Source organism: Sorangium sp. So ce693 (assembly GCF_051521375.1).
In the GTDB taxonomy this organism is placed as follows: Bacteria; Myxococcota_A; Polyangia; order Polyangiales; family Polyangiaceae; genus Sorangium; species Sorangium atrum.
In genome coordinates, this window is record NZ_CP150347.1 from 845,437 (window position 1) to 865,990 (window position 20,554).

17 protein-coding genes are annotated in these 20,554 nt (G+C 72.9%); 8 read left to right on the forward strand and 9 right to left on the reverse strand.

What is annotated here, in order from left to right; all coding sequences use genetic code 11:
* Positions 1 to 5: 5 nt before the first annotated feature.
* The 3 genes from WMF14_RS03255 to WMF14_RS03265 all read right to left on the reverse strand — a co-directional run bounded on the left by WMF14_RS03255 (position 6) and on the right by WMF14_RS03265 (position 4,713).
* A complete protein-coding gene (locus WMF14_RS03255; RefSeq protein WP_437798711.1) occupies positions 6 to 932 on the reverse strand; it encodes a glutamate--tRNA ligase family protein in 927 nt (308 codons plus the stop codon).
* A gap of 67 nt (positions 933 to 999) precedes the next feature.
* Entirely contained in the window at positions 1,000 to 2,805 is a 1,806-nt protein-coding gene (locus WMF14_RS03260) for a glutamate--tRNA ligase (protein WP_272097678.1), read from the reverse strand.
* Between the two features lie 153 nt (positions 2,806 to 2,958).
* Positions 2,959 to 4,713, reverse strand: coding sequence for an adenylate/guanylate cyclase domain-containing protein (locus tag WMF14_RS03265; protein ID WP_437798713.1), 1,755 nt, complete (start codon positions 4,711 to 4,713; stop codon positions 2,959 to 2,961).
* Positions 4,714 to 5,119: 406 nt separating this feature from the next.
* Here WMF14_RS03265 and WMF14_RS03270 point away from each other — a divergent pair, with 406 nt between their 5' ends.
* A complete protein-coding gene (locus WMF14_RS03270; protein ID WP_437798714.1) occupies positions 5,120 to 5,824 on the forward strand; it encodes a hypothetical protein in 705 nt (234 codons plus the stop codon).
* A gap of 27 nt (positions 5,825 to 5,851) precedes the next feature.
* On the opposite strand, the gene WMF14_RS03275 is transcribed toward WMF14_RS03270, so the two are convergent.
* Both WMF14_RS03275 and WMF14_RS03280 read right to left on the reverse strand, forming a co-directional pair.
* The gene (locus tag WMF14_RS03275) at positions 5,852 to 6,232 is read right to left on the reverse strand and encodes an Hsp20/alpha crystallin family protein (protein WP_272097681.1); all 381 of its coding nucleotides are present in this window, start codon (positions 6,230 to 6,232) and stop codon (positions 5,852 to 5,854) included.
* A 95-nt stretch (positions 6,233 to 6,327) separates the two neighbouring features.
* Entirely contained in the window at positions 6,328 to 6,753 is a 426-nt protein-coding gene (locus WMF14_RS03280; protein ID WP_437798715.1) for an Hsp20/alpha crystallin family protein, read from the reverse strand.
* A 459-nt stretch (positions 6,754 to 7,212) separates the two neighbouring features.
* Between WMF14_RS03280 and WMF14_RS03285 the strand changes: the two genes are divergently transcribed.
* Positions 7,213 to 7,785 carry a YtfJ family protein gene (locus WMF14_RS03285; protein WP_272097683.1) on the forward strand — a complete coding sequence of 191 codons (573 nt, stop codon included), beginning with the start codon at positions 7,213 to 7,215 and terminating at the stop codon, positions 7,783 to 7,785.
* Between the two features lie 36 nt (positions 7,786 to 7,821).
* Here WMF14_RS03285 and WMF14_RS03290 read toward each other — a convergent pair whose 3' ends face one another.
* Positions 7,822 to 8,736, reverse strand: a complete 915-nt coding sequence (locus WMF14_RS03290; RefSeq protein WP_437798717.1) for a MerR family transcriptional regulator — start codon at positions 8,734 to 8,736, stop codon at positions 7,822 to 7,824.
* A 159-nt stretch (positions 8,737 to 8,895) separates the two neighbouring features.
* Between WMF14_RS03290 and WMF14_RS03295 the strand changes: the two genes are divergently transcribed.
* From WMF14_RS03295 to WMF14_RS03305, 3 genes are all read left to right on the forward strand, one after another.
* Complete coding sequence (locus WMF14_RS03295) at positions 8,896 to 10,506, forward strand: phytoene desaturase (RefSeq protein WP_272097685.1); 1,611 nt, start codon at positions 8,896 to 8,898, stop codon at positions 10,504 to 10,506.
* The gene (locus WMF14_RS03300; protein WP_437798719.1) at positions 10,487 to 11,443 is read left to right on the forward strand and encodes a phytoene/squalene synthase family protein; all 957 of its coding nucleotides are present in this window, start codon (positions 10,487 to 10,489) and stop codon (positions 11,441 to 11,443) included. Before WMF14_RS03295 ends, WMF14_RS03300 begins: the two co-directional genes overlap by 20 nt.
* 103 nt (positions 11,444 to 11,546) lie before the next feature.
* Positions 11,547 to 13,001, forward strand: coding sequence for a lycopene cyclase (locus WMF14_RS03305; protein ID WP_437798720.1), 1,455 nt, complete (start codon positions 11,547 to 11,549; stop codon positions 12,999 to 13,001).
* A 44-nt stretch (positions 13,002 to 13,045) separates the two neighbouring features.
* On the opposite strand, the gene WMF14_RS03310 is transcribed toward WMF14_RS03305, so the two are convergent.
* The 3 genes from WMF14_RS03310 to crtD are packed head-to-tail and all read right to left on the reverse strand — an operon-like array spanning position 13,046 to position 15,995.
* The gene (locus WMF14_RS03310) at positions 13,046 to 13,546 is read right to left on the reverse strand and encodes a beta-carotene hydroxylase (RefSeq protein ID WP_437798721.1); all 501 of its coding nucleotides are present in this window, start codon (positions 13,544 to 13,546) and stop codon (positions 13,046 to 13,048) included.
* Entirely contained in the window at positions 13,543 to 14,427 is an 885-nt protein-coding gene (locus WMF14_RS03315; RefSeq protein WP_437798723.1) for a carotenoid 1,2-hydratase, read from the reverse strand. The genes WMF14_RS03310 and WMF14_RS03315 overlap by 4 nt, the downstream gene beginning before the upstream one ends.
* Entirely contained in the window at positions 14,424 to 15,995 is a 1,572-nt protein-coding gene (gene crtD, locus WMF14_RS03320) for a 1-hydroxycarotenoid 3,4-desaturase CrtD (RefSeq protein ID WP_437798724.1), read from the reverse strand. The genes WMF14_RS03315 and crtD overlap by 4 nt, the downstream gene beginning before the upstream one ends.
* Positions 15,996 to 16,093: 98 nt before the next feature.
* Here crtD and WMF14_RS03325 point away from each other — a divergent pair, with 98 nt between their 5' ends.
* The 3 genes from WMF14_RS03325 to WMF14_RS03335 all read left to right on the forward strand — a co-directional run bounded on the left by WMF14_RS03325 (position 16,094) and on the right by WMF14_RS03335 (position 20,485).
* Positions 16,094 to 17,005, forward strand: a complete 912-nt coding sequence (locus WMF14_RS03325; protein WP_272097691.1) for a polyprenyl synthetase family protein — start codon at positions 16,094 to 16,096, stop codon at positions 17,003 to 17,005.
* Positions 17,006 to 17,497: 492 nt separating this feature from the next.
* Positions 17,498 to 19,198, forward strand: a complete 1,701-nt coding sequence (locus WMF14_RS03330; RefSeq protein WP_437798725.1) for an acyl-CoA dehydrogenase family protein — start codon at positions 17,498 to 17,500, stop codon at positions 19,196 to 19,198.
* A 198-nt stretch (positions 19,199 to 19,396) separates the two neighbouring features.
* Positions 19,397 to 20,485 (forward strand): MaoC family dehydratase, encoded by a 1,089-nt coding sequence (locus WMF14_RS03335; protein WP_437798726.1) that lies wholly within the window; start codon positions 19,397 to 19,399, stop codon positions 20,483 to 20,485.
* Positions 20,486 to 20,554 lie beyond the last annotated feature (69 nt).

Consider the following 20,554-nt stretch of genomic DNA (forward strand, 5'->3'; position numbering starts at 1 on the left):
GCTCCTCAGGGGCCGCTCGCCGTCAGCGTGAGCGACCCGTCGCGGAGGCTCACCACGCGGTCTTCGGTCGCGACGCGCGACCAGTCGAACTCCCGGAGCAGCTCCGTCGGCGTGCACGGATCGGGGCGATCCCGCAGGCCGACGCAGCACGCGAGCGCTCCGGTGAGCGCGGGCGCGCTCCGGGCGAGCGCCGCCCCGCGCGCCGCGCCGTGCGTCTTCGCCAGCTTGCCGCCGCGCTCCTCCAGGAGGAGCAGGTGGTGCCGGTAGACAGGCGCTGGCAGCCCGAGCAGCGCCTCTAGCGCCGCCTGCGTCGCGGTGCTCGGCGCGATGTCGCGCCCCCGGACGACGCGCGTGACGCCCGCCGCGCCGTCGTCGACCACCACCGCCAGCTGGTAGGAGAAGGCGCCGTCGCGCCGGCGAACCACGGGATCGCCCATCGCGAGCGCGGGCTCCTGCGACAGGTCGAGCCCCCCCTCGTCCAGGGGCCGGAACACGCCGTCCGGCAGCCGCGCCCGGATCGGCTCCACGCTCGCGCGCCACCCGCCGGGCGGCAGCGCGCGGCCGCGGGCGCGGTTGTCGTAGGCGAAGCCGCCGTCCGGGGCGCGCCGGCCGATCGCGCGCACCTCCTCGCGCGTCGCGGAGCAGGGGTACAGTGCGCCGAGCGCCTCGAGCCGGTCCATCGCCGCCTCGTGGTGCGTGCTCCGCGCGTGCTGCTCGACGCGCTCGTCGAAATCGAGCCCGAGCCACGCGAGATCGTCCTCGATGGCGCGCGCGAACTCGGGCCGGCAGCGGTCGGGATCGAGGTCCTCCAGCCGGAGGACCAGCCGCGCGCCCCGCGACCGCGCGTCCAGCCAGCAGAGCAGCGCCGCGGCGAGCGTGCCGAGGTGGGCGGGCCCGGTGGTCGACGGGGCGAACCGGCACACCTCGCTCATCGCTCTTCCTCCTGCCGCTGCCGGCCGCGCCCTCGTCGCGCGGCCCGCGGGCTCGTCACGCCGCGCCTCAGAGCAAGCGCGCGAAGCGCTCGATGCGCGCCCGCACGCGCGGCTCGCCCAGCACCGCCATGACCTCGGTCAGATCAGGGCTGTTCCGGGTCCCGCAGACCGCGACCCGGACCACCATCGAGACGTCGCCGACATGGCCCTTCCACGACTCGGGAGATGCCTTGTACTGCTTCACCTCGCCAGCGTAGCCCAGCGCCACCCCGATGCTCCGGACCTTCTCGAACCACGCCTCCTTCGAGTCGGCGGGATCGAAGACATGGAGCATCTGCTTCAGCACCGCCCAGCGATCTGCCTCCGGGACGTTCTCGGGGAAATCGAACGCGTCGACGCCGCCGTAGAGCTCGTCGTAGAAGAAGAAGAGCTGGGGCCGCAGGTCGGGCCAGGTGGTGATGCGCTTGTTCGACTTCTTGCCGCCGCGCTCGATGCCGAGCGCGCGCTTCGTGTACTCCGGATCTCGCTCCATCAGCGCGGCGAGCTCCTTGTCGTATTCCCTGGCCCAGTCGAGGCCCTGGGCATAGACGTCCTCGGCGCTCATCCGGCTCACGACCGCCTGGCTCACGCTCTTCAGCTTCACCATGTCGCTCAGCGCGCCGCCGGGGGCGAGCTTGTTGAGCTTGAGGGGGAAGGCGGAATAGGGCTTGTCGGGGTTCGCCTTGCGCCAGTCCTCGAACGCGGAGTTGGCGATGTTGAGCAGGTACTCGATGGTGCCCGTCTCCGGCACGCCGATCTCCCGGTAATAGGCGATGTTCGCCTCGGGGTCCTTGCGCTTGCTCAGCTTGCGCCGCGCGTCCGAGACCTTCGTCTCGCCCGTCTCCGGGTCGACCTCTTCGGCGCGATCGAGCTTCTGGATGGGCGGGACGTGGGCGTACTCGACGGGCCTGAAGCCGAGCGTGCGGAAGAGCTGCAGGTGGAGCGGCATCGACGAGATCCACTCGTCGCCTCGGATCACGTGCGTCGTGCGCATCAGGTGATCGTCGATCGCGTGGGCGAAGTGGTAGGTCGGGATGCCGTCCGACTTGAGGAGGATGGTGTCGAGATCGTTGACGGGCATCGAGATGACGCCCTTCACGCCGTCCTTCCACTCGACGCGGCCGGAGACGTCGTCCGGGGCGCGCAGCCGGAGCACGAACGGGGTGCCGCCCGCGAGCGCCTCCTTCACCCGGGCGAGCGGCGCGTCGCGCCATTTCGCCCACCGGCCGTGGACCCCGGGCTTCACCGTGAGGGCCATCTGCTCCTGCCGGATGGCGTCGAGCTCCTCGACCGTGCAGAAGCAGGGGTAGGCGAAGCCGCGGCGGATGAGGTCGATCGCGTAATCCCGGTAGATCTCGACACGCTCCGTCTGGATATAGGGGCCGTAGCTGCCCTGCTGCACGAACTCGCCTCGCGACGACGCGCCTCCGTCCTTCGCCGGCGCGCGGAGCACGCCCTCTTGAGGGGAGAGATCGAAGCGCGCGAGGGAGTCGACGATGGTGTCGAGCGCGCCGGGGATGGCGCGCTTCACGTCGGTGTCCTCGAGGCGGAGGTAGAAGACGCCCTCGCTCTGGAGCGACAGCCGCTTGTTGATGAGCGACACGAAGATGCCGCCAATGTGCATGAACCCGGTCGGGCTCGGCGCGTAGCGGGTGACCATCGCGCCTTTGGGCAGCGCGCGCCGGGGATAGCGCGCCTCGTACTCCTCGGGCCGCCTGGCCGACGCCGCGGCGTCGCCGAAGAGGAGGCGCACGAGCTCGTCGCGGTCCTCTCCGGGGCCCGGTTCGCGGACGGTGACGGGAAGCGTCGTCTCGTTCGGGGCCTGCTTGTCCATGAGGGCGCGTCGCTCCTGGTCTGACATCGGGCGGGCAGCCATTGCACGCCTGCCTCGCCTTGTCAATCGGACGGGGGCGTGTCAATCGCGTGGTGACGAGCGCAAACGAGCACAAACGAACGCAAACGAGCGCGGTCGCGGCCGCGCGCCGCGCTACTGCGGTGTGTTCTCGCCGATGAGCCAATAGGTCTTCATCGCGCCCTTGCCCTTGATCGCCACGAGGCCTCGCTCCTCGAGGAGGAAATCTCGCGCGAGCAGGGAATAGCTCGCCTCGCTCACCTGGATCCGGCCGGGCTCTCCGCTCGACTCCATGCGGCTCGCCACGTTCACCGCGTCGCCCCAGAGGTCGTAGCTGAACTTCTTCTTGCCGATCACGCCCGCGATGACAGGCCCGGTGTTGATGCCGATCCTGAGCTGGAACGGCTCTCCGTCGTCGGCGACGAACTGGCGCACGGTGTGCGTCATGGCGAGCGCCATCCGCGCGATGGCCCTCGCGTGATCGGGGCGCTGCGCCGGCAGCCCGCCGACGACCATATAGGCGTCTCCTATGGTCTTGATCTTCTCCAGGCCGTGCTGCTCGGCGAGCTGATCGAACGAGGAGAACATCCGGTTGAGCAGGCCGACGAGCTCCGCCGGGGGGAGGCGCGCGGCGAGCGGGGTGAAGCCCGCGATGTCCGCGAAGAGGACGGTCACCTCCTCGAAGTGCTCGGCGATGAGCTGCTCATGCTCCTTCAGCTGATCGGCGATGGTCCTCGGCAGGATGTTGAGGAGGAGCCGGTCCGAGCGCTCGTGGGCCCGCTCGGCCGCCGCCTTCGCCTGCTCGAGCGCCGCCTTCTGCTGGCTCTGCCGCCGCGCGTTCGCCTCCAGGGCCGAGAGCATGCCGTTGATCGAGCCGGTGAGGCGCGACAGCTCGTCGGTGCCCGGCATCGCGACCCGCGCCGACAGGTCGCCGACGCCGCCGATCTCCGTGACCTCCCGGCTGAGGCGGGCGAGCCGGTACAGGACCAGCTTCTCCAGGAGCAGCAGCGTGACGCCGCCGAAGACCAGGCCCACCACCACCGTCACGAGCACGAGATAACGCAACGTGTCATGGCCCATCCTGAGGATGGCCCGGTCGTTGTCCACGCGCACGAGCAGCGCCGGGCGGCCGTCGATGTCGTTGAGGACGGTGTATCCGGCGATCCTGTCGGCGCCGAGCGGGTGGACGAGGATCAGGTCGCGGTCGGACAGGGCGGCGCGCGCCTCGCGGAAGTCCTCGGGCAGCTGGGGATCGTCGAGGCGGTGCACGGCGAGCGAGAGGCCGGCGGGCTCGGTGAGGCGCTTGATCTCGGCGTCGGTCAAGAAGCGCCCGAACGTGACGGTGCCGGCGACCGGTCCGCGGCCGGAGCTGCCGACGCTCGGCTGGGAGCAGAGGAGCATCGGCCCATCCGGGAGGAGGACGATGCCCCCTCGGACGGCGCTGCTGGGCGTGTCCCGCCCGAAGAGGAGATCGCCGACGCGGAGCCGCTCGGCGATGCCGCGCGGCACGGGGGCCCAGCCCTTCGTGGCGTGGTCGTAGCCGGTGCTGTACACGGGGGTCCCGTCTGCGCCGGCGAAGACCGCGAGATCGATCCGGGCGATATCGAAGAGCTGGGCGACGAGGTTCGAGCGGACGAACTCTTCATTGCCGTCCTGCACGAACGCGTAGGCGTCGTCCCACTGGCTCCAGTCGGTCCAGCGCGCGTTGAAGTCGCTGCTGGCCTGGCGGAAGAGGTTGAGCGCCACGTGCACGGTGCGGCGGGTGTCCTGCGCCTCGGCGGCCATCGAGTTGGCGAGGAGCGCCCTCGAGGACACGCCGTACAGGGCAAAGCTGAGCCCGAGCAGCGTGGCGGCGATCGCCAGCAGCGTCTTCGCGCGCAGCGAGAGCAAGGCGTCGAGGGCGGGCTTCAGCGGCGCCGAGACTATCGAAATGCGGGACGGCGCGGAAGCGCGCCGACACCAGCCGGGACGGTGCGGGCTCCGGGCGGGTGGGGAGGGGGGCGCGGTGTCCCTGGCCCGGGCTGCGCTGGAGGGTGGGACGGGCCTGGAGGAGAGGTCTCATTCTCATCCAGCGGCGGCACGTCAGGCATCGAGTTCCCGATGTGTAACGAGGACGTTATCGTCAGCGGCTTCGTGCCGACTCTACATCGATATTCGCGGAAATTCAGGCCCCTGGTGATGAAAACAACTCGAACGGTCGTCGCCGTTTCTGGCGGTGATGACCGACGCCACGGTATCTCACTTTGCCTCGTGGCTTCCTTGGACCGCTGTCGCGAGAGCAGATAGAATGCGTGCAATGCACACGCCCGGCCGGCTGCTTGTCATTCCTGCGGTCCTTCTCACCCTCGCCGCGTGCGCCAACGGCACCGACGATCTGATGCCCGGGTACTACGAGGAGCAGGCCGGTGGAGGCGGGCTCGGCGGTGATGGCGGCGCCGGAGGGGGAGACCTGTCCGTGAGCTCGAGCTCGAGCTCGAGCGTCGGCTCCACCGGGGTCGGCGGCGCTGCGGGCGAGGGTGGCGACGCCAGCAATGAAGGTGACGAGGCCGCTGGCGGCGACGGGGGAGCGGCGGCCGAGTGCGACTATGCGGCGCCGAACACGTGCGCTCTCGCAGCGGATCTAGGAACGCTCCCGGGCGATGACGGCGCCGATTGGGCTGTGGAGACAGCGACAGGGACCACGTCGAAGTGGTTCAAGGTCCGTGTCATGGATGAGGTGAACTGGCCCGGCTCCGAGCGCTTTCGAGCGACGCTCACCTCCCCGCCGGGGATGAATTTCGATCTGATCATCTATCAGGGGGAGGTCGAGGTGAATGCGCCGGATTGCTTCACGTCCGGCGTGAGGGGGCAAGGAACGCCAGAGTCGTTCACGACGACATGGAATGATCGCACTGGGCCGGACGATCACCTCTGGTTCATCATCGAGGTGCGTCATGTGGACGGCATCGCGTGCGGCGAGGACGCGAAGTGGACTCTGACCGTCGAAGGTAGGGCGCCGTAACTGGACGCTCGCGCCGGCACACGAAGCTCAGCTCACGCTGATCGGGATCTGACGCGGCTTGAGCGACGCGCTCTTCGGCAGGTGTATCCGCAGGACGCCCGCCCGGAGATCTGCGGAGATCTTCTCGGAATCGATGCCCTGCGGGACCACGAAGCTGCGGCGGAAGTCCGGCAGGCCCTCGACGCCCTGCTCCCGCTCGGCCGCCTCGGTCCGACGGCCCTCGAAGGTGAGCTCTCCCTTCTCCACGCGGACGGCCAGGCGATCCTGCGTCACGCCCGGCAGATCGGCCACGACCAGGAGCTCCTCGGCGCTCTCGTAGATGTCGACCGCCGGCGCCACGGCGGGGCGCTGCTGGATCTTCTCGGGGTTGCTCTCGGCACGGTGGGTCAAGCTGCGATCGGTGCTCATGTTCATCGCTCCTTCCTCGGTACACTCCAGATCCCGCTCATCGCAGGATCGTCGCTCTCCTCTGCTGTTCGTTCGTTCCTCAGCTCCCAGCTCCCTCAGCGAGCCGTCACCGCGATCTGACGCGGCTGGGCCTCGGCGGCCTTGTTCAGCGTGAGCGTCAGCACGCCGTTCTTCAGAACGGCGGTCGTCTTCTCCGGATCGACCTTGCTCGGCAGCGTGAAGCTCCGGCTGAAGCGCACCGCGCCCCGCTCCTTGCGGTGGACGAGGTAGCCTTCCGGCGCATCCGGCTTGCGCTCGCCGCTCACCGTCAGGACGTCCTGATTCAGCGAGATCTGGATGTCCTTCTCCGTCAACCCCGGGAGATCAGCCTTGATGACGAGGGCGCTCCCCGTGTCGAACAGGTGGACGCGCGGACCACCGGCGTACCGGGCCGTCTGGTCGAAGTCGCCGCGGAGCGACGCGCGGGGCGCGTCCGCCTCCTCGAACACCCAATCCAGGCGCCGGCGAAGCTCATCCATCATGGCAAACGCGCGATCAACATCAGTGGTTCGGTGCAGCATGGTCAATCCTCCATGACCTTCGCGCGCGGCGCGCGCCGGGGCTCCGCCCGCGGCGCCGTCACCCTGCTCGCGACGGCCGATTTGTTGTAGCGTTACGGGACCTTGGCTCCGAGAGCCGGTCTCTTCGCACCGCCCAATCTTTGCACGGCACGTGGGGTGTCAAGAGCACGGCCAGCGGTCGTCGCTCCGAGGCAGATCGGCGGGAAAGGCGGTGGCGACCGGCCTCGTCGGACCGAAGGGAAAGGCGGGCGAGCGCGACCTCTCCGGCTCCCCCGGGCGCCTCCCGCCGGGCACCGCCGCGCCGAACGAGCCACGCCGGCGCCTGGCAGTCGGCGGAGCCAGCCACGCCGGCGCCCGGTCGAGCCTGCTGCATTGAACAGCCCTAGGAGCGCGTCGCCGAAAGCGCTAGAAACCCCGGACATGCAGCCCTGCTCGCCCGCCTCCCGCCGCCGCGTCGCCCGCCTCCGCTCGGTCGCTTCCGCCGCGGCGCTGTCCCTGGCGCTGATCTCGGGCGCCGCCCTGGCGCTGCCCTCGGAGGGCGACCGGGCGCCGAACGCGCGCGTCGAGGACGCCGACGGCCGCGAGCTCCAGCTCAAGGCGCTTCAAGGCAAGCCGATCCTCATCGTCTACGAGGACAAGGACTCGAAGTCCCAGAACCAGGCGCTCAAGGACGCGCTGGCGAAGCTCGCGAAGGGCGACCGCTACCGGCGGGGCATCGCCGTCGCCGCGATCGCCGACGTCAGCTCCTACGACTTCTGGCCGGCGAGAGGGTTCGTGAAGGACGCCATCCGGGAGGAGTCGAGGAAGGTCGGCGGGACCATCTATTGCGACTGGGACGGCTCCTTCCGCACGGCCTACAAGCTCCGCCGCGGCGTCAGCAACGTCGTCGTGGTCGGCAAGAACGGCCACGTGCTCTTCGCGGCCGAAGGCGCCCTCAAGCCGGAGTCGCAGAGCAAGGTCCTCGACCTGCTTCGCAAGGAAGTCGAGGGCTGACCGCGACGGACGCCCCGGCCGGCGGGGCGGGCGCGCTCAGCTCCCGTCCTTGCGGCGCCGCCGCGCGTGCAGCGCGGACTCGACCTGCGCGCGGATCTCCGCCGCCTCCGCGGCCGCCACGAGGCCGCCGCGCGCCTCGATGAAGGTCCGGAGCGGCCCGGCGCCCCTGCCGCCCACGATCCACGGCACGCCCCGGCACGCGTCCGCGTAGGCGTCGATGAGCTCGCGCGCCGCCGGCGGGAGCGGCGGGATCGCGACCGTCAGCGCGACGAGGTCCGGCGCGATCGCCTCGACCGCCCGCGCGATCGCGGCGGGCGGCGTCCTCGCGCCGAGCACGACGGAGCGGAAGCCCCACGAGCAGAAGCGCAGGCCGATGCCGAACAGCCCGAGCACGTGATCCTCGTCGGCGAAGGCCGCGAGCAGGACGCGCCGCCCGCCCTCGCCAGGCTGCGCGAGCCGCAAGAGGTGCTGCAGCGTCGCCCCGATCACCTGCGAGGCGAGGTGCTCCTGCGCGACCGTGATCTTTCCCTCGTGCCAGAGATCGCCGATGCGCTCGAGCGCCGGGATGAGCGCGCGCTCGGCGATCATCACCGCAGGGCCGAGCGAGAGGGCCCGGTTCACCTCGGCCTCGATTCCGTCCAGATCGAACCGAACCGTGGCGTCGATGATGCGCTCGCTCGCCCCGGCGAACGCGTCGCCCCCGGTCGTGCCCACCGGCGCGCGCGGCCTCGCCGTCTCGAGCACCATGCGCGCCGCCTCGGCCGCGGCGATCCCGCCGTTCACGTGGTCGCGCATCTTCTTGATCACCGCCACATCGTCGTCGCTGTACAGGCGGTAGGCCGACGCCGTGCGCGCGGGCGACGGCACGCCATACCGGCGCTCCCACGCGCGCAGCGTCGCCGAGGACACGCCACACATCTCCGAGACGACATGGATTCTGTAGCGGCTCAACTGGATAAACCTTGCTAGGACCCGCCGAGCCGCGGCCGTCCACGCCGGCCCGGCGCACCGGGGTGCATCGGAACGGCGGGCAGCGAGGCCCAGAAAGACCCCTCCCGCCGGCGTTTTTCGCCTTTGTCAAAGGCTAGGACAAACATTATACTGCGCGTCATGCAAAACACCAGCGCTTCTTCGGCGCAGGATCCGGCGCATCCGGCGGGGCCTGACGGCTCGCCGGGCGACGAGACGGCCGCTTCCCCGCGAGCGGCACGAGCGCGCGGCGTCCTCCGTGGAGCGCGCGCGCCGCGCGCCGTCGTCATCGGCAGCGGGTTCGGGGGCCTCGCGGCGGCCGTCCGGCTGGGGGTGCGGGGCTACGACGTCACGGTCGTCGAGAAGCTCGACGCGCCGGGCGGGCGCGCGTACGTCCACCGCCAGGACGGGTTCACCTTCGACGCGGGGCCGACCGTCATCACGGCGCCGTTCCTCCTGGAAGAGCTCTGGCAGCTCTGCGGCCGGAAGATGGCCGACGACATCGAACTGCGGCCCGTGACGCCGTTCTACCGGATCCGGTTCCACGACGGCGCGACGTTCGACTACACGGGCGACGCCGCCGCGATGCGCGCCGAGGTCGCGCGCCTGTCACCCGGGGACGTCGAGGGGTACGAGCGCTTCGTCCGGCGGAGCGAGGCGATCTTCCGGGTCGGGTTCGAGGAGCTCGCGCACGTGCCGTTCGGGTCGTGGGCGGACATGGCGCGCATCGTGCCGGACATGGTGCGGCTCGAGAGCTACCGCACGGTGTACGGCCTCGTCGCGAAGCACGTGAAGGACGACCGCCTGCGCCAGGTGCTGAGCTTCCACCCGCTGCTCGTGGGCGGGAACCCGTTCTCGACGACGTCGATCTACAGCCTGATCGCGTTCCTCGAGCGCAACTGGGGCGTCCACTTCCCGATCGGCGGCACGGGCGCCCTGGTGAAAGGGCTCGTGTCGCTCATCGAGGGCCTCGGCGGCACGGTGCGGTGCGGCGCCGAGGTGCGGCGCATCTCCGTGGAAGGCGGCCGCGCCCGGGGCGTGGAGCTCGCGTCGGGCGAGCGGCTCGCCGCCGACGTCGTGGTCTCGAACGCGGACTCGGCGTGGACCTACCGGCACCTCGTGCCCCCCGAGGCGCGGAAGCGCTGGACCGACCGGCGCATCGAGCGGCAGCGCTACTCGATGAGCCTCTTCGTGTGGTACTTCGGCACGCGCCGGCAGTACCCGGACGTCGCTCACCACACGATCCTCCTCGGCCCGCGGTACAGGCCGCTGCTCGAGGACATCTTCGAGAAGCACGTGCTCGCCGACGACTTCAGCCTGTACCTGCACCGCCCGACCGCGACCGACCCGGCGCTCGCCCCGCCCGGCTGCGACGCGTTTTACGTGCTGTCCCCGGTGCCCAACCTGCTCAGCGGTACCCACTGGCCAACGGCCCAGGAGCGGTACCGGCGCTCCATCTCGGCGCTGCTCGAGGCGACGGTCCTGCCGGGGCTCGAGGGCGCGCTCGCGAGCTCGCGGCTCCTCACGCCGCAGGACTTCCAGGACCGGCTGCTGTCGTTCCGGGGCGCGGCGTTCGGGCCGGAGCCGGTGCTCACGCAGAGCGCCTTCTTCCGGCCCCACAACGCGAGCGAGGACGTCGAGCGCCTCTACCTCGTCGGGGCAGGGACGCACCCGGGCGCCGGTCTGCCCGGGGTGCTCTCGTCGGCCCGCGTGCTGGATCGGGTGGTCCCGGATGCATCGAAGCTCGCCTGAGGCGTCGGCGGCGGACTTCGCCGCGTGCAGGGACCTCCTGCGCAAGGGGTCGAAGAGCTTCGCCGCGGCGGCGCTTTTGCTGCCCGCGCGGGTGAGGGAGCCGGCGGCGGCCTTCTACGCGTTCTGCAGGGTCGCCGACGACGCGGTGGACGAGCTGGGGGAGCACGCGCCGCTGTCCGCGGCCGCGGCCGCTGTCGCGACGCTGCGGGAGCGGCTCGCGCGCGCCGCGGCGGGCAGGCCGGACGACAGCCCGGTCGATCGCGCGCTCGCCCACGTCATGGCGGAGCACGGGCTGCCGCGCGCGTTCATCGAGGCGCTGCTCGAGGGGTTCGCGTGGGACGCGGAGGGGCGCCGCTACGAGACGCTCTCGGACCTGAACGCCTACGCGGCGCGCGTCGCCGGCACCGTCGGCGCGACGATGTCGACGCTCATGGGGGCGCGGGGGCCCGACGCGCTCGCGCGGGCGTGCGACCTGGGCGTCGCCATGCAGCTCACGAACATCGCGCGCGACGTCGGTGAGGACGCGCGGCGCGGGCGGATCTACCTGCCGCTCGCCTGGATGCGGGAGGCCGGGATCGCGCCGGACGGGTGGCTCGCGCGGCCGGTGTTCGACGAGCGGCTGGGGCGGCTCGTGGCGCGGCTGCTCGCCGAGGCGGAGGCGCTGTACCTCCGCGCGGGCGCCGGCATCCCGATGCTGCCGCGCGACTGCCGCCCCGCGATCCAGGCGGCGCGGCTCATCTACGCCGACATCGGGCGGGTCATCGCGCGCCGCGGCTTCGACTCGGTGTCGACGCGCGCCGTGGTGTCACCAGGCCGCAAGGCGTGGCTCGTGCTGCGGGCGCTGCTCCGCGGGTCCGTCGCGCCCGCGGAGGCCCGCGAGCACGGCGCGGCGCCGCCGCTCGACGAGGTCCGCTTCCTCCTGGAGGCGGCGCGATGAGCGGCGGCGCGAGCGGAGGCGGCGCGATGAGCGGCGGCGCGAGCGGCGTGATGAGCGACGGCGCGACGCGGGCTCTGGAGGCCGTGGGATGAGCGCCGGCGGCGTGCCGGGCTCAGCCGCGCGGGAGATCGACGCGGCGCGGGGGCGCGTGCGCGAGGCGGGCGGCGAGGCGCTGCTCGCGCGCCTCGAGCACCTCGACGCGGCGCGGGCCGCCCCGGCGCCTCGGCCGGGATTCTCGCCGCGACCGCCGGATCGGGGCGCGACCGCCGATTACGACGTGGTCGTCGCGGGCGGCGGGCTGTCGCTCCTGCTCGCGCCGCTGCTCGCGTCGGCCGGGCTGCGCGTTGCCGTGCTCGACCGGGCGCGGATCGGCGCCGCGCACCGGGAGTGGAACGCCGGGACGGCCGAGGTGGCCGCGCTGTCGGCGTCGGGGATCTTCACGAGGGACGAGATCGAGCGGCTCGTCATCGCCCGGTACGTCGAGGGGCTCTGCCGCTGGCACGGCGGCGGGACGTACCCGGTGCGCGGCGTGCTCGACCACGCCATCGACGCGGGCGGGCTGCTCGCCGCGGCGCGGGCCCGGGCAGAGGCGCTGGGGGTGACGCTGCTCGACGGGCACGCGCTGCTCGGGCACGCGGAGGGCCCGGACGCGGTCGCGCTCGCCGTGGCCGAGGCGCATCCGGGCGCCGCGCCGCGCGCGCTGTCCGCGCGGCTCCTCGTCGACGCGCGCGGCGCGGCGAGCCCCTACGCGACCGCGGACCTCCTCTGCCCGACCGTCGGCGGCGTGCTCACCGGGCTCTCGGAGGGCGACGGGGAGCGGCGGATCCGGCCGGACGTCGGCGAGATCCTCGCCACGACGGAGGACGTCCAGGAGGGCAGGCAGCACCTCTGGGAGGCGTTCCCGGGGCGGCCGGGCGAGACGACGGTCTACCTCTTCTATTACGCGCGCTCCGGGGACGTCGGGCCAGGCGCGCTCCTGTCGCTCTACGCGCGGTTCTTCCGGCTCCTCTCGCGCTACAAGGAGGGCGACGCGCGGCTCGTCCGCCCGACCTTCGGGCTCATCCCCGGCTGGTCGCGGCTGTCGGCCGCGCCGCGGGCGCCGGGGCGCCGGGTGCGGCTCGTGGGGGACGCGGCGGCGCGGCACTCGCCGCTGACGTTCTGCGGCTTCGGCGCGAACGTGCGCGAGCTCGCGGCGACGGCCGCCGATCTGGCGCGGGCGGTCCGGGAGCCGGGAGCGCCGAGCACGGCGCGCGACGCGCCGGTGCACGCGGGCACCGGCGCGCTCGCGGCCCTCATGGCGAAGCCCGCCGGCGGGGCGAGGGCAGGGGAGATGAACGCGCTCCTCGACACGGCCTTCGCCGTGCTCCACGCGATGGGCAACGACGCCTACGCGGCGCTGCTGCGCGACGAGATGCAGGCGGCCGATTTCGTGAGGTTCTTGCGGGAGACGGCGGCGCGGCGGCCCGAGGTGTACCGCGAGGTCGTGAGCGCGCTGCCGCTCCGGGCCATCGGCCGCTGGGGGGCGGGGCTCGCGAGGGAGCTCTACCGCGCTCGATGAGGCTCTATCGCGCCCGCTGAAGCGCTATCGCGCCCGCTGAGGCTCTATCGCGCCCTCTGCGCGGAGCGCGCGGCGCGTGCGGCCCGCGCGCCCGCGGCGGCGCCCCGCGCGAGGACGAGGGGCCCGAGGAACAGGCCGTACGGCGGGCCGCCGGTGCCGTGGTGGACGCGGTGCGCGTCGCGGACGCGCGCGAGGTACGGGATACGCGCGAGGCCCGAGACCGGGAGGCGCCCGTGGACGAGGCCGTCGTGGACCAGGACGTAGGCGAGGCCGAACGCGGTCATGCCGAGGCCGAAGCCGAACGCGGCCTCGCGCAGCGGCCCCGGCGCGCCCCAGGAGCCATACATGATGAGCCCGGCGGCGATCGGGGCGTGGAGGGACGCGAGCGCGTCATTTTTCTCGAAGGCGCCGCGCCGCTTCGTGTGGTGGGAGCGGTGGATGCTCCAGAGCGCGTGGTGCCAGACCTTACCGTGGAGGAGCGCGGCCCACACCTCCATGGTCGCGAAGGCGGCGAGCGCCGTGGCGATCCAGATCGCGAGCGTCATCGCGCCCTCCGCATGCGGAACGGCAGGAGGAGCTGCACCCAGGGGCTGGCGAAGCGGTCGAGCGAGAGGGCCTCGTGGACGACCGTCGCCGGCTTGCCGCCGAACGTCGCGGCCGCGAGGGAGCGCGCGTAGAACGGCGTGTCCTCGAAGGTGCGGAGGAGCCGCGGCGCGGACCCCGGGTCGGCGGCGATCTCCCGCGCCATGCCCCAGCGCGTGCCGCCGAGCGGCCGAGGGGCGAGCGGCGGGAGCTCGCGCGCGCCGCCCGCCGCGTCGAACGCGGGCGAGAGGAGCATGCGCGTGCCGTCGCGGCGCCGGACGTCGTAGGTCAGGGCGATCCCGTCCGCGCCGAGCGCGCGCGACCAGGTCCAGCGCTCGAAGGCGTGGTCGAGCGGCTCGTCGCCGGCGTTCGTGTCGAGGTAGGCGCTGCCGGAGAAGCGCAGCGAGGGGTGCGCGAGCTCGACCTCGGCCCGCGCGATCGGCGCGATGGGCGCCCAGCGGTGGAGCCCCCGCCCGTCCAGGGCGACGGCGTCGTGCGCGCCGTCCGCCGCAGGCCTGGGCGCGGACGGGCGGAGGCGCACCGTCCCCGAGAGCCGGGAGGGCAGAGGCGCCGTGATCTCGTCGAAGGAGACGCGGAGCTCACCCCCGGACCACTCCATCACGCTCGGCCCGATGGCGAGCGACCGCGTCGACCTGAAGACCGCGCCCCGCGGCCGCTCGGTCAGCGCCCAGCGATCGGCGCTCGGGCCGTACAGCGCGACGTTCATCGCGCAGTGCATGAGCGGGTCCGCGGCGCCGCGCGATCGAGCCTTTGCGTAGTACGGCGAGAAGACGCTCCCGAGCATCGCGATGATCGTGATCGCGCTCCGGCCGTCGTCGCTCACCGCGTCCAGGTACCACCAGGCGTAGCCGCCGCTCGGGATCTCGAGGTCGAAGCGAGGTCCTCCATCACGCTCCGCGCCGCGAGCTGGCCGCTCAGCGCCGCCATCGGCACGCCCGCCCCCGGGTGCGCGCTCCCGCCGGCGAAGTACAGGCCCGGGAGCTTCGAGCGCGAGGCCGGGCGCGCGAAGGTCGAGTTCCACCCGTGGGACACCGGCCCGTACAGCGCGCCCCCCGTCGCCGGGAACATCCGATCGAAGTCCGCCGGCGTCGTCGCGACCGGGGAGGGGCCCGTGCTCCTCAGCGAGAGCCCGAACCGCTGCAGTTGCTGGAACACGCGCTGCTCCCATTCGTGGATCTCCGTCGATGAAGGGGTGTGTTTATCACCGGTCGCAGGGGCGTTGAGGATGAAGAACAGCCGTTCTCCGCCTCCCTCGCCGCCCGGGCGGGCTCCGGCCTCGCCGGGCTTCGGCGGCGGCTCGTGCCCGCGGTCCTCGGCGCAGACGTAGACCGTCGCGTCGCGCGGGAGCTCGGAGCGGTCGAACAGCGCGCGGAACTCGGCCTCGTAGTCCCCGGAAAAGAAGACGTTGTGCCGGAGGAGGGGGAAGCCGCTCGCCTCGGCCACGAGCGCCCAGGTGACGGCCGAGAGCGACCGTGGCTCGCTCCCCGGCGCCTTGCGGGCGGCGCGCTGGCCGAACAGGCCGACCCGCAGCGCCGCCGGGTCGGCGTTCAGCACGATGGCGTCGGCCTCGATGCGCTCGCCGCCCTCGAGCACGACGCCCGCCGCGCGGCCGCGCCCCTCCTCGATGGCGGCGACGTGCGCGCCGCAGCGCAGGGTCGCCCCGGCGCGGGCCGCCGCCGCGGCGAGCGCCTCGGCGACGCGCCCCATCCCGCCCTCGGGGAGCCAGAGGCCCTCGCGCTCCACGTGCGCGATGACGCTCAGCGTCGCAGGCGCGAGGTACGGCGACGAGCCGCAGTAGGTGGCATAGCGCCCGAACAGCTGGAGGAGGCGCGCGTCCACGAAGAAGTCGCCGAGCGCGCGGTGGAGGGTGCGGTGCCCGTCGATCTTCATCATCCCGCCGAGGCCCAGGCTGCCCGCCGTGCTCAGGATCGTCTTGAGCGTGGGCCGCTCCGCGCGCAGGAACGGCGCCTCCACCACGTCGAAGATCTCGCGCGCGTACCGGCAGAACCGGCGGTACCCGTCCGCCTCCCGCGCCCCCGCGAGCGCGCCGATCGCGTCCGCGCTGCGCTCGACGTCCGCGAACAGGTCGAGCGTCGAGCCGTCCGGCCAGGCGTGGCGCGCGAGCGTCTCGGCCCGGCGGAGCGGCACGTGGTCCTCGAAGCGGAGCCCGAGCGACGCGAAGATCTCGTCGAAGACCCACCGCATCGTGAGCGCCGTCGGGCCGACGTCGACGCGGCGGTCCCCGAGGACCACCTCGCGTATCTTTCCGCCGACGCGCGGCGCCCGCTCGAGTAGCACCACGTCGAGCCCGCTCGAAGCAAGGAGCGCGGCCGAGGTCAGACCGCCGATACCCCCGCCGATCACCACGACGCGATCTCTCCCGTCCGCCATGGCCGGAGTGTACGCGTCGGAGGTAGTTTGTCTATACTTTGTTTAAGTAATGTTCAAACTATTGACAAGCCCCTGAGCCTCGCCAAGACTCGCGCCCCATGGATTTCGATCGCCGGATCGAGCGCGTCCTCCTCGCCGCCATCGAGCCGCTCTCCTCGCCCGCGTCGCCGCCCGGGCTCCTGGCCGCGACGCAGCACGCCGTCTTTCCTGGAGGCGCCCGCATCCGGCCGCGGCTCTGCCTGGCCGTCGCTTCGGCGTACGGTGATCCCGCGCCGGAGGCCGCCGACGCCGCGGCGGCGGCGGTGGAGCTCATCCACTGCGCTTCGCTCGTCCACGACGATCTCCCCTGCTTCGACGACGCGCCGATCCGGCGCGGCCGGCCGTCTGTCCACCGCGCCTTCGGCGAGCCGATCGCGGTGCTCGCCGGCGATCAGCTCATCGTGCTCGCCTTCGAGGCGCTCGCGCGCGGCGCCTTCCACGCCGTGGCGAGCGGCGTGATCGACGCGCGCCGGGCGGTCCGGTTCTTCGAGGTGCTCGCGGGCGGCGTGGGGATGCCGCAGGGGATCATCGCCGGGCAGGCGTGGGAGTCGGAGGCGAAGGTCGCGATCTCGGCCTACCGGCGCGCGAAGACGGGCGCGCTCTTCGAGGCGGCGGCGACCCTCGGCGCGCTCTCCGCAGGCCAGGACGGGGCCGCCTGGGGCGACCTCGGGCAGCGCATCGGCGAGGCGTACCAGGTCGCGGACGACGTGCTCGACCTGGTCGGGAGGCCGGAGGACATGGGCAAGCCGGCGGGGCGCGACGGGGCGCTCGGGCGCCCGAACACGGCGCTGGAGCTCGGGCTCTCCGGCACGACCCGGCTGCTGCAGCGGCTCATCCAGGACGCGGTCGAGGCGGTGCCGCAGTGCCCGCGGGCCGACGACGTGCGGTCGTGGGCCGTCGAGCTGGGGGACAGGCTCCTCCGGGTCTGCAGGGCGCCGGCGGCGGCGCTGCCGACCGTGAGCTCCATGTAACGGCTCGGGCGGCCTGACGTACGTCCGAGAGGGGCGCTCGTCGGAGCGACTCGGGACGTCTGAGACTGATGATCGGGAGTGGAAGCTGGGTTGTTTGCGCGTCGCGGGACGGAACGTGTGAACCTGACGTGAACCGACCTGAACCGACGTGAAGGCGAGGTGAAGCCGACGTGAACCGTTGCGAACCGTCGCGAACCGTCGCGAACCGACGTGAGGCAAATTCAGGGAGGGCCTTAATGCGTTGTCGCCTCGCGATAGTGGGGCTGCGCCCAGGCTCGACGAACGCGGTTTGAGGTGGCATCCTCGGCGGGCCTTTCCGCGTCTGCCGCGGGGAGCGTGGCTGTGGAGCGGTGGTGATGCGCTGTGTCCTGCGTCCGGTGAAGTGGGGCGTGGGTCATAGTCCGCGAGCGGGGGGACTGGGGGATGAGGGCGATTCGGGAGCAACACGCCACGATCGTTTCTCGAAAGCTCGAGGCCGACAGTCCGGGGGGGATGCGCGAGGCGATCACCTCCGCCGAGCAGCTCGCGCGCGTCGCGCGCGGGCGCCTCCGCGATCGGGTGGTGGACGTCGGGAGCGCCGCGGGCACCACCCTCCGGGGGGCGCCGAGGAGCGCGAGCTTCGTCCGGGCGGGCGCCGCCGCCGTGCCGCTGCACGTGTCGCGGATGCTGCTCGATCGACACCAGGTCGCCGCCCACGCGCTCGCCCACCTCTACGCGGAGATCGAGGCATGCCGCTCGCTCGCCAGCTGGGCCTGCGAGGCGGGCGGGGAGGCCAGGGCCGTCGCCGAGGCGCACGCAGGGGCGCTGCTCCTGTCGCTGCGCGGCGGCGTCGATCTGGGCGGCGGAGAGATCGCGCCGCTCGGCGAGCTCGAGCTCCGCGACGACGAGGTCGCCAAGGCGATCGGCCACCCGGCGGTCGCGGCGTGGGCGCGCGACGCGGGCTCCAGCGTCGCCGTCGCCTCGATCGCGCGCGCGGCCGCCGAGCAGGGCATCCCCGCCAGCGCCGGCGCGGAGGACGAGCGCATCGGCTGGATCCGGCACAACATGCGCGACTTCGTCGAGCGCCTCGTCGAGCCGCTCGCCCCCGAGATCCACCGCCGCAACGGGCTCATCCCCGAGTCGATCGTCCGCCGCATGGGGCAGTTCGGGGTGTTCCGCCTCGCCACCGCGCCCGAGCACGGGGGCGACGGGCTCGGCGTGGCCGCCATGGCGACCGCCATCGAGGAGCTCGCGCGCGGCTCGCTCGGCTTCGGCGTGCTCACCATGACGGCCTCCATCGCGTCGGATCTCCTCGCCCGATCCGGCACGGATCTGCAGCGCCGGACCTGGCTGTCGCGCATCGCGAACGGCGAGGCCCGTTGCGCCCTCGCGTTCGCGGAGCCGGCGTACGGGTCGGACCTCGCGCGCGTCGCCACGCGCGCCGAGCGCCAGGCCGACGGCAGCTATCTCCTCATCGGAAAGAAGGCGTGGGTCACCGGCGCGTCCCGCGCGGACCTGGTGCTCACCCTCGCGAGGACCACGACGGCAGGGGGGCAGGGGCAGCTGCCGCTCGGGCCGAGCCTCTTCGTCATCGCGAAGCGGCGCGGCGCGCCGGGCGCCGACTTCCCGGACGCCGGGATCGCCGGGACCGAGCTGCGGGCGCTCGGGCAGCGCGGCATGGGGCACTACGAGCTCCGGATCGAGGGGCTCCAGATCGGCCGCGAGGCCCTGCTCGGCGAGCGCGAGGGCGAGGGGATCGCCCAGATCCAGCGGGCGCTCGTGACCGGCCGCACCTACGCGGCCGCGTGCGGCGTGGGCGTGGCGCAGGCCGCGCTGGAGCTCGCGCTCGAGCGGGCGAAGACGCGCGTGCAGTTCGGGTCGCAGCTCATCTCCTTCCCGCGCGTGGCGCACCGGCTCGGAGGGCTCATCGCGCGCGTCGCCGCCGCGCGGCAGCTCACGCGCGCCGCGGCGCAGGTGGCGGACACGGGGCAGCCGTGCGAGCTCACGTCGGCGATGGCGAAGCTCTTCTCCAGCCGTGTGGCCTGGGACGCGGCCGACGCCTGCATGCAGCTCCATGGGGCGAGCGGCTACGCGGAGAGCTCGACCGCGGCGAGGCTCCTGCTCGACGCCCGAAGCCTCTTCTTCCAGCTGGGCCCGCACGAGGTGCTCGCGCAGGGCATCGCGCGCGCCCTGCTCGAGGGGCCGCTGCCCTGAGGCGCGCTCCGCCGCGGCGCGCTGCAGCGCGGAGGCACGAGCGACCGGCGAGCGTGAACGGGCGGCCGGGCGCGTGAACCAGCGAGCGAGCACGGGCGCAGAGGCGCCGCGTGGCGTGGCGTGGCGTGGACGGCACGGAGGTGCGGCGCAGCGCGCCGTCGTCAGCCGAGCGCGCCTGTGCCATGATCGCGCCGACCGATGGTCCGCGTCCGCTCTCCTCGCTACGGCCGCAAGCTCGACGATTTCACGGTCGGCGCGGTGTATGCCCACCCCTGGGACGTCACCGTGGACGAGGGGATGCTCGCGCTCTTCGCGGCCTCGTTCCAGGACGCGATCCCGACCTACGCCAGCCGCGTCGCGGCCCGGTCGGTGGGGCTCAGGGACAGGCCGGTGAGCCCGCTCTTGCTCCTCAACCTCGGGATCTCCTTCAGCGTGCACGACGTGAGCGAGCAGGCGATCGCGCACCTCGCCTACACCGACGTCCGGTTCCCGGCGGCCTGTTATCCGGGGGACACGCTGCGCGCGAGCTCGCTGGTCATCGGCAAGAAGCCGGTCTCGACGGGGGACAAGGGCGTCGTGCACGTCAGGACCCAGGTGGTGAACCAGGACGGGCTGCTCGTCTGCTCGTTCGAGCGCAAGGCGCTCGTGCCCCCTGGCCGCGTCGCGGAGCGCCCCGAGGACGCGCCGCACGCGGTCGCGCAGCCGGACGCGCCGCCGGGACGCCTCCCGAAGGAGCTCGACGGTCCGCTGCCGCCGCCGGCGCGCCAGGGCGGCTTCGCCTGCGCGTGGGACGACTTCGAGGTGGGCGACGTGATCACCCACGAGGTCGGCAGGACCATCGGCGACAGCGAGCACATGCAGCTCGCGACCCTCCTGCGCAACTCCCACCCGCTGCACGTGGACGAGCAGTACTCCAGGTCGAGCTCCTTCGCGAAGACGCGGGTCGTCCACGGGGGGCTCGTGCTGTCCTGGGTGCTCGCGCTCTCGAGCCGGGACACGGCCGGGTGCGGCGTCTGGGACCTCGGCCTCGACGAGGGGGCCCACCCGAGCGGCGTGCTCGCGGGCGACACGCTGTTCGCCGCGTCGAAGGTGATCGCCAGGGAAGAGGCCAGGAGCGGCGCCGGGAGCGTCACCTTCCGGATCGTCGGCGTGAAGAACACGCCGCCGCGCGCCCTGATCGAGCAGGGCGCCGACCTGTTCACACCCGAGCTCGGCAAGGCCGAGGGCAGGGTGAAGGAAAAGGTCGTGGAGATCACGCGAACGCTGCTCCTGCGCCGGCGGAGCTAGCTCCGTGCGCCAGCGATCCCTGGCGGGATTGCTGACGCACAGAACCAGGCGGCCGCGAAGCGGACGCCG